Annotated in this window: 13 protein-coding genes and 1 pseudogene; 3 read left to right on the plus strand and 11 right to left on the minus strand. The window is 67.5% G+C overall.

Going from position 1 to position 13088, the window contains the following annotated elements; translation table 11 throughout:
- The 3 genes and pseudogenes from K254_RS22295 to pgl form a co-directional block, all read left to right on the plus strand.
- Nucleotides 1-251 (plus strand): annotated as a pseudogene (locus tag K254_RS22295) (glucose-6-phosphate dehydrogenase); the annotation flags it as partial.
- On the plus strand, nt 248-1186 hold the full coding sequence (locus K254_RS0107445) for a glucose-6-phosphate dehydrogenase assembly protein OpcA (RefSeq protein ID WP_026554832.1): 939 nt from the start codon (nt 248-250) through the stop codon (nt 1184-1186). The pseudogene K254_RS22295 and the gene K254_RS0107445, both read left to right, overlap by 4 nt.
- Nucleotides 1183-1995 (plus strand): 6-phosphogluconolactonase, encoded by an 813-nt coding sequence (gene pgl / locus K254_RS0107450; RefSeq protein WP_026554833.1) that lies wholly within the window; start codon nt 1183-1185, stop codon nt 1993-1995. Before K254_RS0107445 ends, pgl begins: the two co-directional genes overlap by 4 nt.
- A 124-nt stretch (nt 1996-2119) precedes the next feature.
- Here pgl and secG read toward each other — a convergent pair whose 3' ends face one another.
- The 11 genes from secG to K254_RS0107505 form a co-directional block, all read right to left on the minus strand.
- Nucleotides 2120-2362 carry a preprotein translocase subunit SecG gene (gene secG, locus K254_RS0107455; RefSeq protein ID WP_026554834.1) on the minus strand — a complete coding sequence of 81 codons (243 nt, stop codon included), beginning with the start codon at nt 2360-2362 and terminating at the stop codon, nt 2120-2122.
- A gap of 73 nt (nt 2363-2435) precedes the next feature.
- Nucleotides 2436-3251 (minus strand): triose-phosphate isomerase, encoded by an 816-nt coding sequence (gene tpiA, locus K254_RS0107460; protein WP_026554835.1) that lies wholly within the window; start codon nt 3249-3251, stop codon nt 2436-2438.
- A 100-nt stretch (nt 3252-3351) separates the two neighbouring features.
- Nucleotides 3352-4590 carry a phosphoglycerate kinase gene (locus K254_RS0107465; protein WP_026554836.1) on the minus strand — a complete coding sequence of 413 codons (1239 nt, stop codon included), beginning with the start codon at nt 4588-4590 and terminating at the stop codon, nt 3352-3354.
- A gap of 9 nt (nt 4591-4599) precedes the next feature.
- Nucleotides 4600-5610: a type I glyceraldehyde-3-phosphate dehydrogenase gene (gene gap / locus K254_RS0107470; RefSeq protein WP_026554837.1), complete on the minus strand. Its 1011-nt coding sequence runs from the start codon at nt 5608-5610 to the stop codon at nt 4600-4602.
- A 270-nt stretch (nt 5611-5880) separates the two neighbouring features.
- The gene (locus K254_RS0107475) at nt 5881-6504 is read right to left on the minus strand and encodes a superoxide dismutase (protein ID WP_026554838.1); all 624 of its coding nucleotides are present in this window, start codon (nt 6502-6504) and stop codon (nt 5881-5883) included.
- 112 nt (nt 6505-6616) lie between these two features.
- On the minus strand, nt 6617-7597 hold the full coding sequence (whiA, locus tag K254_RS0107480; RefSeq protein ID WP_026554839.1) for a DNA-binding protein WhiA: 981 nt from the start codon (nt 7595-7597) through the stop codon (nt 6617-6619).
- A gap of 24 nt (nt 7598-7621) precedes the next feature.
- Entirely contained in the window at nt 7622-8614 is a 993-nt protein-coding gene (locus tag K254_RS0107485) for a gluconeogenesis factor YvcK family protein (RefSeq protein ID WP_035749746.1), read from the minus strand.
- A gap of 26 nt (nt 8615-8640) precedes the next feature.
- Nucleotides 8641-9579: an RNase adapter RapZ gene (gene rapZ / locus K254_RS0107490; protein WP_026554841.1), complete on the minus strand. Its 939-nt coding sequence runs from the start codon at nt 9577-9579 to the stop codon at nt 8641-8643.
- Nucleotides 9580-9690: 111 nt separating this feature from the next.
- A complete protein-coding gene (uvrC, locus tag K254_RS0107495; protein WP_026554842.1) occupies nt 9691-11649 on the minus strand; it encodes an excinuclease ABC subunit UvrC in 1959 nt (652 codons plus the stop codon).
- 30 nt (nt 11650-11679) lie between these two features.
- Nucleotides 11680-12348, minus strand: coding sequence for a lysophospholipid acyltransferase family protein (locus tag K254_RS0107500; protein WP_026554843.1), 669 nt, complete (start codon nt 12346-12348; stop codon nt 11680-11682).
- The gene (locus K254_RS0107505) at nt 12335-13063 is read right to left on the minus strand and encodes an HAD hydrolase-like protein (RefSeq protein ID WP_026554844.1); all 729 of its coding nucleotides are present in this window, start codon (nt 13061-13063) and stop codon (nt 12335-12337) included. The genes K254_RS0107500 and K254_RS0107505 overlap by 14 nt, the downstream gene beginning before the upstream one ends.
- Between the last annotated feature and the right edge of the window lie 25 nt (nt 13064-13088).

A 13088-nucleotide genomic window follows, 5' to 3' on the forward strand; every position in this document is an offset into this window, starting at 1 on the left:
GCTACGGCCACGCGTTCACCGAGTCCTCCCCGGAGGCGTACGAGCGGCTGATCCTGGATGTGCTGCTGGGCGAGCCGCCGCTGTTCCCGCGCCACCAGGAGGTGGAGCTGTCCTGGAAGATCCTGGACCCGTTCGAGGAGTTCTGGGCCGCGGAGGGCACGCAGCCGGAATCGTACGCGCCCGGCTCCTGGGGGCCGGCCGCCGCCGATGAACTGTTGACCCGCGATGGAAGGACCTGGAGAAGACCGTGATCATTGATCTGCCGAACACCACAACCTCAAAGGTCACCAAGAAGATCGTCACCCTGCGCGAGCAGGGCGGCGTGGTCGCCCTGGGCCGGGTGATGACCCTGGTGGTCATCACCCGGGACGGGCACGAGGAGGAGGCCATTGCGGCAGCCAACCTCGCCAGCCGTGAACACCCCTGCCGGATCATCGTCCTTGCCGCCGGCAGCGCCGCGGAGCCGACCCGACTGGACGGGCAGATCCGGGTCGGCGGCGACGCGGGCGCCTCGGAGGTCATTGTGCTCCGCGGCTACGGGGAGCTGGCCACGGACAGCGAATCGGTCATTTCGGCGCTGCTGCTGCCCGATGCCCCGATCGTGGCCTGGTGGCCGCAGGGCATGCCGGAATCGGCCAGCGCCAGCTCCATCGGACGCATTGCCCACCGCCGCATCACGGATTCGGCCAACGAGCCCAGCCCTCGTGATGCCCTGGCCCACCTGGGCAGGACCTACACCGGGGGCGACACGGACCTGGCCTGGACGCGCCTGACGAACTGGCGCATCCAGCTCGCGGCCGTGTTCGACCAGCTCGATGAGGAACCCGTCACGCACATCACCGTCGAAGGTGCCACGGACTCCCCCAGCACCCTGCTGCTGGCATCCTGGCTCCACCAGGCCCTGGGCGCCCCCATCACCGTGGTGGAGGACCCCTCCGGCACCGGCATCCGCCGGGTTGTCCTGGAGCGGGCCGGCGGGGACGTGGAAATCCACCGCCCCGGCGCCGTCGATGCGGTGCTGACCCAGCCGGGCCAGCCCCAGCAGCGCATTGCGCTGCCGCGCCGCACCCTGCAGGACTGCCTGGCCGAGGAACTGCGCCGGTTGGACCCGGACGAGGTCTTCGGCGAAGTCATCACCACGGGCCTGTCGCGCCTGCTGGCCGAGGAAGAGGTTGTTCCCGCATGAGAGGCAACACGCGCATCACCGTCCACCCCTCCTTTGAGGTTCTGGCGGCCACCACTGCCGCACGGCTGATCACGAGGCTGTTGGATGTCCAGAGCGAACGCGGCGAGGCCACGGTGGTCCTCACCGGCGGCAGCGTGGGCATCGCCACCCTGAAGGCCGTTGCGGAGTCCCCGGCACGGTTGGCCGTCAACTGGTCCAAGGTGAACTTCTGGTGGGGCGACGACCGTTTTGTCTCCGCCGATTCCCCGGACCGGAACCACGTCCAAGCCGCCGAGGCCCTGCTGGACCACATCGAGGTGGACCCCGCGCGGGTCCACGTCATGAAGCCCGCGGATGCGGGCCTGGATGTCGCCCAGGCCGCCGCCGAGTATGCCGAGCAGTTGGCAGCCGCGGCCCTCGCCGAGCACCGCGCCAGCGATGACTACGACGGCGATGCCGGCGCACCGCTGCTGCCGCGCTTTGATGTGCTGCTGCTGGGCATCGGCCCGGATGCGCACATTGCCTCGCTGTTCCCGGAGATGGCAGGCATCCGCACCAAGGATGCCGCCGTCGTCTCCGTCACCAACTCCCCCAAGCCGCCGCCGGAGCGGGTGTCCCTGACGCTGGGCACCATCAACTCCGCCGACGAGATTTGGTTGGTGGCCGCGGGCAGCGACAAGGCTGGAGCGGTGGCTCTGGCCTTGGCCGGGGCAAGCCCCGTGCAGGTTCCGGCCTCCGGTGCCAACGGCAGGTCCCGGACCCGTTGGCTGGTGGATGAGGATGCTGCGGCCAAGGTCCCCGGCGCACTCATCGCCCGGCTGGACGCCTAGTCCCCACCCGCCCCCTGGCCTCGCACGCTCGGCCAGGGAACCCTGCGGGCGTGGGCCCTAACAAAAAGGGCCCGGGTCCTGCGGAGAAATCCGCAGGACCCGGGCCCTTTCGTTTAAGGCTGTGTCAGCTGTAGGCCATGATCAGGCCAAGGCCAATGATGACCACGGCCCAGGTGATGCCCAGAATCACCGTGAAGCGGTTCAGGTTGCGCTCGGCGACACCCGAGGAACCCAGCGAAGAGCTCATGCCGCCGCCGAACATGTCAGAAAGACCGCCACCGCGCCCCTTGTGCAGAAGGATGAGCAAGGTCAGCAGCAAACTGGTAATGCCCAGCAGGATCTGCAAAGCAATTTGAAGAGCGTCCACAACGGCCTTTCAGCAGTGACAAGTAAGAGAGGTATTTGCGGCAGCGGGTTGCTGCAAATGAACTACAGACAGCCTAGTCGGTGACGAGGTGGTTTTCGAACCGTGCGATGTTTGCGAACTCGCCGGCATCCAGGCTGGCGCCTCCCACCAGAACGCCGTCGACGTCGCTCTGGCCCAGAATCGCGGCAGCGTTGGAGGCCTTGACGGAACCGCCGTAGAGCAGGCGGGTCTTGGCGGCGGTCTCGGCGCCGTACAGCTCGGTGAGCTGGGCACGGATCGCGGCGCACATTTCCTGTGCATCCTCCGGTCCGGCAACCTCGCCCGTGCCGATGGCCCAGACGGGCTCGTAGGCGATGACCAGGGAGGCAACCTCTTCGGCGGTGAGGCCTTCGATGCCGCCGCGCACCTGGGCCAGCGTGTACTCAACGTGGGTGCCGGCCTGGCGGATGTCCAGGCCCTCGCCGGCGCACAGGATCGGAGTGACCTCGTGGCGGAAGGCGGCCTTGACCTTGCGGTTGAGCAGCTCGTCGGACTCGCCGTGGATGCTGCGGCGTTCGCTGTGGCCCACCAGCACGTAGGCGCAGCCCAGCTTGGCCAGGAAGGCACCGGAGATGTCACCGGTGTAGGCGCCGGAATCCTCCGGCGAGAGGTCCTGTCCACCGTAGACAAGCTTGAGCTTGTCGCCCTGGACGAGGGTCTGGACGCCGCGCAGATCGGTGAAGGGCGGGAAGACAGCCACCTCAACCCGGCCAAAATCGTGGCGGGCGTCGGACAGGGTCCAGGCCAGCTTCTGCAGCAGGGTGATGCCCTGGACGTGGTCCATGTTCATCTTCCAGTTGCCCGCGATCAGCGGCGTCCGGTCAAAGGTTCCATTGGTTGAGGTAGTCATTGCTCGCTCCAGAATCACAAATGGTTGACATGCGAATTAAGTACAACAAAAAGAATCCGGCGGCCGGCCAGGAGGCCGGCCGCCGGAAGGGGTCGATGCCCTAGCGCTGCAGCGCCGTCAGACCGGGCAGTTCCTTGCCCTCGAGGAACTCGAGGCTGGCCCCACCACCGGTGGAGATGTGGCCGAATGCGTCATCGGCAAAGCCCAGGGTGCGCACGGCGGCGGCGGAGTCGCCACCACCGACCACCGTGAAGCCGCCGGACGCGGAGTTTGCGGCCAGTGCCGCGGCCACGGCGCGCGTGCCCTCGGCGAAGGCCGGGAATTCAAAGACGCCCATGGGACCGTTCCAGAACACCGTCTTGGCGCTCTCGATGGCCGCCGCGAACGCAGCACCGCTCTCCGGGCCGATGTCCAGGCCGAGGCCCTTGGCGCCGAAGCTGCTGCCTTCGATGGCGGTTGCCGGAACAGTCTCGTTCTCGGCGTCGGCGGCAAAGCCGGCGGCCACCACGATGTCCGTGGGAAGCACGAATGTCGTACCGGCGGCGGCGGCGCGGGACAGGTAGTCCGTCACCACGGGGATCTGGTCGACCTCCAGCAGGGAGGCGCCGACGGCGTAGCCCTGGGCTGCCAGGAAGGTGAACAGCATGCCGCCGCCCACAAGGATCGTGTCAGCCTTGCCGATCAGGTTGTCGATCACCGCGAGCTTGTCCGAGACCTTGGACCCGCCGAGCACCACAACGTACGGGCTGGCCGTATCGGTGGTGAGCTTGTTCAGGACCTCAAGCTCGGTGCGCACCAGGTCGCCCTGGTAGGACGGCAGCGCCTTGGCGATGTCGTACACCGAGGCGTGCTTGCGGTGGACGGCGCCGAAGGCATCGTCCACGTAGGCGCCGGTGCCGCCGGTCAGGGCGGCGAGCTCGGCGGCCATGGCGGCGCGCTCGGCGTCGTCCTTGCTGGTTTCACGGGCGTCGAAACGCACGTTCTCCAGCACCAGGACGGCACCGTCGGCCAGTGCGGCCGAGAGCTCCTGCGCCGAGGCGCCGGTGGTGTCCGCGGCCAGCGCGATGTCCAGTTCGGGCGCGAGCTCCGCCATGCGTGCGACGGCGGGAGCCAGCGAATACTTCGCCTCGGGGGTGCCCTTGGGACGGCCCAGGTGCGCAGACACCAGCACCTTCGCACCGGCGTTTGCCAGGGCGGAGATGACAGGCAGAGAGGCCTTGATGCGGCCGTCGTCAGTCACTGTAGAGCCGTCGAGCGGCACGTTCAGATCACTACGGATAAGAACGTGCCGCCCGCGGACACCTTCAGCGAGGAGTTCGTTGAGGGTGTGCAAAGTCATGTAGTCAGCCTAGCCCAGCTTCGAAGCGACGAGTTCGGTGAGGTCGACGAGGCGGTTGGAGTAGCCCCACTCGTTGTCGTACCAGGAGACAACCTTGACCTGGTTGCCGATAACCTTGGTCAGGCCCGAGTCGAAGATCGAGGAGGACGGGTCCGTGACGATGTCCGAGGACACGATCGGGTCTTCGGTGTAGGTCAGGTAGCCGGCCAGCTTGCCCTCGGCTGCAGCAGCCTTGTAGGCGGCGTTGACTTCCTCAACGGTGACCTCGCGGGACACGGTTGCGGTGAGGTCGGTGGCGGAGCCGGTGGGGACGGGAACGCGGATGGCGTAGCCGTCCAGCTTGCCCTTGAGCTCCGGCAGGACCAGGCCGATGGCCTTGGCGGCACCGGTGGAGGTCGGGACCATGTTGATGGCTGCGGCGCGGGCGCGGCGCAGGTCGCCGTGCGGGCCGTCCTGCAGGTTCTGGTCGGCAGTGTAGGCGTGGATGGTGGTCATCAGGCCACGCTCCAGGCCGAAGTTGTCGTTCAGCACCTTGGCCAGCGGGCCGAGGCAGTTGGTGGTGCAGGAAGCGTTGGAGATGATGTTGTGCGCAGCCGGGTCGTACAGCTCGTCGTTCACACCCATCACGATCGTGATGTCCTCGTTGGAGGCGGGAGCGGAGATCAGGACCTTCTTGGCACCGGCATCGATGTGCTTCTGTGCGTCGGCAGCCTTGGTGAAGAAGCCGGTGGACTCGACAACGATGTCAACACCCAGCTCGCCCCAGGGGAGGTTTGCGGGGTCGCGCTCGGCGAGAACCTTGATGGTCTTGCCGTCAACCACGAGGTTTCCGTCGACAACCTCGACGCTGACCTTCAGGCGGCCGGTCACGGAGTCGTACTTCAGCAGGTGGGCCAGCGTCTCGGGGCTGGTGAGGTCATTGACGGCAACGATTTCGATGTCTGCCTGCTGCTCAAGGGCGGCGCGGAAGTAGTTGCGTCCAATGCGGCCGAAACCGTTGATACCAATACGAGTAGTCACTAGATATATCTCCTTGGTGCTATTTCAAGCACACATAGTCCGGCCGGAGCGCGATACTCCGGCTCAGGGTTTCCCGCACGACATTGGGCAGAGATTCTTACAGTTTCCTTCTGTGTTCCTTCTGTGGGGCGCGGCACCGGCATGGTGCCCAGCCGCCGCTCCCCGTGATCCATCTTACATTTAGCCTAGCCCGCCCCGGCAATTTGCCGGGGCGGGTGTCCACATATTGGTCAGCGGACCAGCCGCCCACCACGTGGCGCAGAAGGCCTGCTAGAGGATGATCAGACCCGTTGCGTTGGCACGGGCGCCGTCGAAGCGCTGGGCAACATCGGCCCAGTTGACGATGTTCCAGAAGGCCTTGACGTAGTCGGCCTTGACGTTGACGTAGTCCAGGTAGAAGGCGTGCTCCCACATGTCCAGCATCAGCAGCGGGGTGGTGCCGACGGCGACGTTGCCCTGCTGGTCGTAGAGCTGCTCGATGAGCAGGTTGCCACCGATGGGCTCGTAGGCCAGGAAGGCCCAGCCGGAGCCCTGCAGGCCCATGGCCGCAGCGGTGAACTGTGCGCGGAAGGCGTCGAAGGAGCCAAAGGCGTCATCGATGGCAGCGGCCAGCTCACCCTCGGGCTTGTCGCCTCCGTCCGGGGAGAGGTTGTTCCAGAACACCGAGTGGTTGATGTGGCCGCCCGTGTGGAACGCGAGGTCCTTGGAGAGGCGGTTGATGTTCGCGAAGTCACCCTTGTCGCGGGCCTCGGCCAGCTGGGCCAGCGCGTTGTTGGCGCCGGCGACGTAGGCTGCATGGTGCTTGCTGTGGTGCAGCTCCATGATGCGGGCCGAGATGTTCGGCTCCAACGCAGCATAGTCGTAGGGCAATTCGGGAAGTGTGTACTCGGTCACGGTTCCTCCGTAGCAGTTCTGAAGCAATTTGTTGTCTAACAATTCGCACAACCCCGGCGGCCCGGGGTTTATTTCTACTCTTTCATACTAAGGCGCGAAATGCGGCCTTTCTTTATTCTTCGAGCATCTCCAAAGTCACACTTGATTCCGTGGACGGAATTCCCAGATCCATGGCACGCTTGTCGGCCATTGCCAGCAGCCGCCGGATCCGCCCGGCGATGGCATCCTTCGTCATGGGCGGATCCGCCAGACGGCCCAGTTCGTCAAGGCTGGCCTGCTTGTGGGCCACGCGCAGCTGGCCTGCGTACTTGAGGTGGTCGGGAACGTCGTCGCCGAGGATCTCCAGGGCCCTGTCCACGCGGGCGCCGGCCGCCACGGCCGCCTGGGCCGAGCGGCGCAGATTGGCATCGTCAAAGTTGGCCAGGCGGTTGGCCGTGGCGCGGACTTCCTTGCGCATGCGCCGCTCCTCCCACACCAGGAGGGCGTCGTGGGCCCCCATGCGGGTCAGCAGTGCCGCGATCGTGTCGCCGTCGCGGATCACCACGCGGTCCACACCGCGCACCTCGCGCGCCTTGGCGGCAATGTCCAGCCGGCGGGCGGCACCCACCAGCGCCAGCGCTGCCTCGGGGCCAGGGCAGGTCACCTCCATGGCGGAGGAGCGTCCGGGCTCGGTCAGTGAACCGTGGGCCAGGAACGCGCCGCGCCACACGGCCTCGGCGTCGGAGGCGGAGCCATTGACCACCACGGAGGGCAGGCCGCGCACCGGACGGCCGCGGGCATCCAACAGGCCGGTCTGGCGGGCCAATGCCTCGCCCTCGCGGACCACGCGCACCACGTAGCGGTTGCCGCGGCGCAGACCGCCGCCGGAGACCACGATGATCTCGCTTTGGTGGCCGTAGATCTCGGCAATGGCCGCCCGCAGCCTGCGGGCGGTGGAGGCCAGGTCAACCTCGGCCTCGATGACGATCCGGCCGGAGATGATGTGCAGGCCGCCGGCGAAGCGCAGCAGCGTGGAGACTTCGGCCTTGCGCACGGAGGACTTCTTGATGTCCAGCCGGGATAGTTCCTCTTTAACCGCCGCCGTCAGCGCCATGATGCCGCCCTCGCTCTCAATGCTCTAGTTGTCCCCAAAGATGTCTCTATACGCCGCGGCCAGCCGCAGCGGATCATGCACCGCGGCCCCACCGGACCCACCTACTGTACCCAAAACCACCTCTGCGCCGATCATCGCGGCCGCTTCTTTGAACTGCGCCACATCCGTGATGCTGCGCGGATCGGCCAGCACCACGTCCACGCCAAATTCCGGCGCGTAGCGGGAAATCACGTGCAAATGGTCCGCCGCACTCATGCCCGTGGTCTCCTTGTCGTTCACGTCAAGGTTCATGGTCAGGCAGCGCTTGGCCTTGGTTGAACTCAGCGCGCGGCGCAGTTCCGGCAGCAGCAGATGCGGCAGCACGGAGGTGTACCAGGAGCCGGGGCCGAGCACCACCCAGTCCGCCTCGAGCACGGCGGACACCGCCTCCGGGCAGGCCGGAGCATCGGCCGGCAGCAGGCGGACATCCTCCACGGTGCCCTGCAGGGCCAGGCTCGCCTGGCCGGAGATGATGTGCCGGTCCTCCTCCCCCAGCGCATTGCGGCGGCGGACGGTGCCCTCGATGGTCAGCGGAACGGAGGCCATCGGCAGCACCGTCCCGCGGGCGCCCAGCAGCGCACCGGCCCATTGCAGCCCGGCCACGGTGTCCCCCAGCAGCTCCCAGAGCGTGACAATGAGCAGATTGCCCATGGCATGGTTGTCCAGCGAGCCGGGCCCGCCGCCGGAGCTGAAGCGGTGCTGCATGACATCGCGCCAGGTGCGGCCCCAGTCCGTGTCATCGCACAGGGCGGCCAGCGCCATGCGCAGATCGCCCGGCGGCAGCACGCCCAACTCCTCGCGCAGCCGCCCTGAAGAGCCGCCGTCGTCGGCCACCGTCACGACGGCGGTGAGCTCGGAGGTGATCAGCCGCAGAGCAGAGAGCGATGCGGCCAGCCCATGGCCCCCGCCCAGCGCGGCGATGCGCAGGTCGGTGCCGCGCAGATCAGTGGCGGATGCGCGCGCGGGCAGGGGAACCATGGGGAGGATGCCCGTGTACACCGCGTTTACTCCCGGCCGAGGTCGCGGTGGCGGGTGCTGACGGTGACCCCGGAGAGCTCGCCCAGGCGTTTGGCCAATTCGACGGCAACGGCCACCGAGCGGTGCTTGCCGCCGGTGCAGCCCACGGCAATGGTGGCGTAGTGCTTGTTTTCGCGGCGGTAGCCGTCCAGCACGGGCTCCAGGGCGTGGACATAGCGGTCCACGAAGTCCGCGGCGTTGTTGTCCTTGAGCACAAAGTTGCTCACATCGGCATCCAGCCCGGTGTGCGGGCGCAGCTGCGGAATCCAGTGCGGGTTGGGGATGAAGCGCACATCGGCCACATAGTTGGCGTCCACCGGCAGCCCGTACTTGAAGCCGAAGCTCATCACCGTCAGGCGCAGCACCACCGGGCCGGAGTCGCTGAACAGCTCGGTGACGGCGGAGCCCAGCTCGTGCACGTTCAAAATGGAGGTGTCCAGCACCATCTCGGACTGTTCCTTCATTTCCGCCAGCAGGGCGCGCTCGGCGGCGATGCCGTCCAGGATGCGTCCATTGCCCTGCAACGGGTGGGGCCTGCGGCCCTGTTCGAAACGGCGCACCAGGGTCTCGTCGCTGGCGTCCAGGAAGAGCACGCGGTAGGTCACGCCGCTGGCGGAGAGGGCGTTGAGGGATTCGCGGATGTCGGCGAACAGGGCCTTGCCACGCACATCGACCACCACGGCCAGCTTGGGCAGGGCGGCGGGCATCCGGGAGACCAGATCGGCCAGCGTGCCGAGCATCTGCGGAGGAAGGTTTTCCACCACGTACCAGCCGTGGTCCTCCAGGGCGTTTGCCGCCGTGCTGCGGCCGGCGCCGGACATGCCGGTGACCACCAGAAGTTCGGACTCCTCGGGCTTCACGGCCGTGAGTTCTCCACTTGCGTCCTGCCCGTCGGCGCTCTGGGGCGCCTTGTCCTGATCCGTCATCAACGCGTCCCGTCCATAGCGTGCCTGCTGCCTTCGTGCTTGCCCTCCCAGCCTATCGTCTACCGGCACCGCGCCGCGTCACCGGGCCCGCCCTGGCTGGACCATGACGAGCTAGCCTTCGACGATCTCGCCGGTGGCCATGTTCACGGCCGGGGCCGGCTCGTCGGCGCCCGCGGGGTGCAGGGCGGCGTCGACGGCGGCGGCCAGTACCGGCCCGATCCCCTTGACGGCGGACAGCTCCTCCACGGAGGCGGCCTTCAGTTTCTTGACCGAACCAAAGTGGTCCACCAGCGCCCGGCTCTTTGCCGCGCCCAGCCCGGGGACGGCGTCAAGGACCGAGGCCGTCATGGATTTGCCGCGCTTGGCCCGGTGGAAGGTGATGGCGAAGCGGTGGGCCTCGTCGCGAATGCGCTGGAGCAGGTACAGCCCCTGGGAAGTGCGCGGCAGGATCACCGGGAACTCGTCCTCGGGCAGCCAGACCTCCTCGAGCCGTTTGGCCAGCCCCACCACGGGCATGTCGGTGATGCCCAGATCCGCCAGCGCGCGGCAGGCGGCCGCCACCTGGGGCGGACCGCCGTCGACGACGACGAGGTTGGGCGGGTAGGCGAACCTGGCGCGCGGCGCCTCGGCCTCGAGCACCTCGCCCGTGGCCGCGGCGGGTTTGGCCTCCTGCTCGGCAAGGTAGTGCCTAAAGCGCCGGGTGATCACGTCGTACATGGAGGCGGTGTCATCGATCGCGGCGTCGCCGGTGATCGCGAACTTGCGGTACTCGCTCTTCTTGGCGATGCCGTCCTCCACCACCACCATGGAGGCCACCACATTGGTGCCCTGCACATGGGAGATGTCATAGCACTCGATCCGCAGCAGCGGCAGCGGCAGGTCAAGGGCCTCCTGCAGCTCGCGCAGGGCCAGCGACCGCGCCGTGATGTCCCCGGCGCGGCGTGACTTGTGCAGCTTCATGGACTGCTCGGCATTGGCCCGGACGGTGTCCATCAGGGCGGCCTTGTCGCCGCGCTGGGGCACCTTGACGGCCACCTTGGCGCCGCGCAGGCCGCCCAGCCACTCGGTGAGCTGCTCGGCGTTGGTGGGCAGCTCCGGCACCAGGATCTGCGGCGGGATGTCGTCCTGCTCGCGTTCCTTGTCGCCGTAGACCTGCTGCAGCAGGTGCTCCACCAGTTCGGCCGGGGTGGAATCCTCCACCTTCTCCACCACCCAGCCGCGCTGGCCGCGGATCCGCCCGGCACGGACGTAGAAGACCTGCACCGCCGCCTCCAGATCGTCCTGGTGCACGGCGAAAATGTCCGCGTTGGTGTCCTCCGCCAGCACCACGGCGTTGCGTTCAAAGACCTTCTTCAGCGCGGCAATGTCATCGCGCAGGCGGGCGGCGCTCTCGTAGTCGAGTTCCGCCACCGCGGCGGCCATCTGCTTCTCCAGCTTGGTGATGAACCGCTTGGCCTCCCCACCCATGAAATCGCAGAATTCCTCGGCCAGCGCGCGGTGCTCGGCTTCTGTCACACGCCCCACGCAGGGGGCGGCGCATTTGTCGATGTAGCCCAGCAGGCAGGGGCGCCCGCTCTGCTGGGCGCGCTTGAGGACGCCGGGGCTGCAGGTGCGCACCGGGAACACCCGCAGCAGCGTGTCAACGGTCTCGCGGATGGCACCGGCCGTATACGGGCCGAAGTACCGGGTGCCCTTGCGCCGCTCGCCGCGCATCACCTGCACGCGGGGGAACTTCTCCCCCATCGATACGGCCAGGTAGGGGTAGGTCTTGTCGTCGCGGAAGGCGAGGTTGTAGCGGGGGGTGAACTCCTTGATCCAGGTGTATTCCAGCTGGAGGGCCTCAAGCTCGCTGCCCACAATGGTCCACTGCACGGAAGAGGCGGCATGGACCATGGCGTACGTCTTGGGCAGCAGCGTGGCCGGATTGGCGAAGTAGGAGTTCAGCCGCTGCCGGAGGTTCTTCGCCTTGCCCACATAGATGACACGGCCGTGCGGATCACGGAACCTGTAGACGCCGGGATCGGTGGGGATTTCGCCCGGCTGCGGCCGGTAGCTTGCTGGGTCTGCCACGCTCCCATTCTGCCACCGGTTGAGCGCGGGTTAGTCCACCGATGGGCTCTGGTTGTAGCTGCCCACACGCTCCTGGCCGGTCAACCCGGCGATGGCGTCCATGATGGTGTCGGTGACGGCGCGGCGGGCCGGCAGCGAGTGGTCCGGGCCGGTCTTCTCGAAGTACAGCGGCTCGCCGATCTTCATGGTGAAGTGCTGGGGCCTGATGCCGTTCCTGTCTGCGGGCTGGAGCTTCTCGGTGCCGATCAGCCCCACGGGCAGCACGGGGGCGCCGGTGGTCAGGGCCAGCCAGCCGACGCCGGTGCGGCCGCGGTAGAGCATGCCGTCACGGGAGCGGGTGCCCTCCGGGTAGATGCCGATGCCCTCGTCCTTGGCCAGAATGTCCAGCAGGGTTTTCAAGGCCTGGACGCTGGCGGCGTGCTCGCCGCGCTCCACCGGTATGGACTTCACAGACTCGAAAAAGGTCTTCATCAGCCTGCCCTTGACGCCCTTGGTGGTGAAGTACTCGGCCTTGGCGAAGAACGACACGGGACGGGGCATCAGAGCCTGGACGATCACGCTGTCCAGAAACGAGAGGTGGTTGGGCGCGACGATGAACGGCCCCTCGGTGGGCACATTCTCCAGGCCCTCCAGGGTCGGGCGGCACAGGCCAAAGATGGTGCCGCGCGTGAGGCTGCGGGTCAGGTCATAGAGCGCCATGCGCAGACTCCTTCGGGGTGGCGGGGAGGGAGAGCTGCGCCAGCAGCTCCGCGGCGGTGCCGACGACGGCGATGGCGCCTGCCGCGCCCAGCTCGCCCGGGGCGGCAAAGCCCCAGTCGACGCCGATGCAGGGCAGATTGTTGGCCGTGGCACCGCGGACGTCCTGGTGGCGGTCGCCCACCATCACGGCCGCCGGCGCGCCCTCGCCGTTGGGCTCGACGCCGAGGGCCGACAGGGCGCTGGCGATGATCTCCGTCTTCCCGCTGCGGTAGCCCGGGTCCCCGGGCATCAGGGTTTCATCGTCGCTGGACCCTGCAATGGCGGTGAAGTGGACGTGCAGGCCGTGGTGCTCCAGCACCGTCCGGGCCAGGCCCTGGGGCTTCTGCGTGGCCACGCCCAGCGGCACACCGGCGGCCTTCAGGGTGGCGAGCAGCTCGGCCACGCCGGGATACACCCGGGACATGGCGATGCCCTTTTCCGCATACCAGCGGCGGTATATGGCGATCAGCTCGGGGATCTGGTGGTCGGCAGCCTCGGTCATGACGGCCAGCGAATCGGAGAGTTTGGGGCCGATCATCGACTCCAGGACGGCATCCGAGGGCACGGCCAGGCCGAGGGCCCGCAGCGCATGGGCCACACCGGAGGTGATGCCCCCGGCCGGATCGACAAGGGTGCCATCCAGGTCAAAGAGGACGGCGGGGGCAGCAATAGTCACCCGCCCAGTTTCCCACAAACCTCGC

This window comes from Arthrobacter sp. 35W, assembly GCF_000482545.1.
In the GTDB taxonomy this organism is placed as follows: domain Bacteria; phylum Actinomycetota; class Actinomycetes; order Actinomycetales; family Micrococcaceae; genus Specibacter.

Excerpts from the sequence above, each read along its gene's own strand:
- pgl (WP_026554833.1), top strand. The coding sequence starts at position 1,183 with ATGAGAGGCAACACGCGCATCACCGTCCACCCCTCCTTTGAGGTTCTG.
- tpiA (WP_026554835.1), bottom strand. The coding sequence starts at position 3,251 with ATGACTACCTCAACCAATGGAACCTTTGACCGGACGCCGCTGATCGCG.
- K254_RS0107465 (WP_026554836.1), bottom strand. The coding sequence starts at position 4,590 with ATGACTTTGCACACCCTCAACGAACTCCTCGCTGAAGGTGTCCGCGGG.
- whiA (WP_026554839.1), bottom strand. The coding sequence starts at position 7,597 with ATGGCGCTGACGGCGGCGGTTAAAGAGGAACTATCCCGGCTGGACATC.
- K254_RS0107485 (WP_035749746.1), bottom strand. The coding sequence starts at position 8,614 with ATGGTTCCCCTGCCCGCGCGCGCATCCGCCACTGATCTGCGCGGCACC.
- rapZ (WP_026554841.1), bottom strand. The coding sequence starts at position 9,579 with ATGACGGATCAGGACAAGGCGCCCCAGAGCGCCGACGGGCAGGACGCA.
- K254_RS0107500 (WP_026554843.1), bottom strand. The coding sequence starts at position 12,348 with ATGGCGCTCTATGACCTGACCCGCAGCCTCACGCGCGGCACCATCTTT.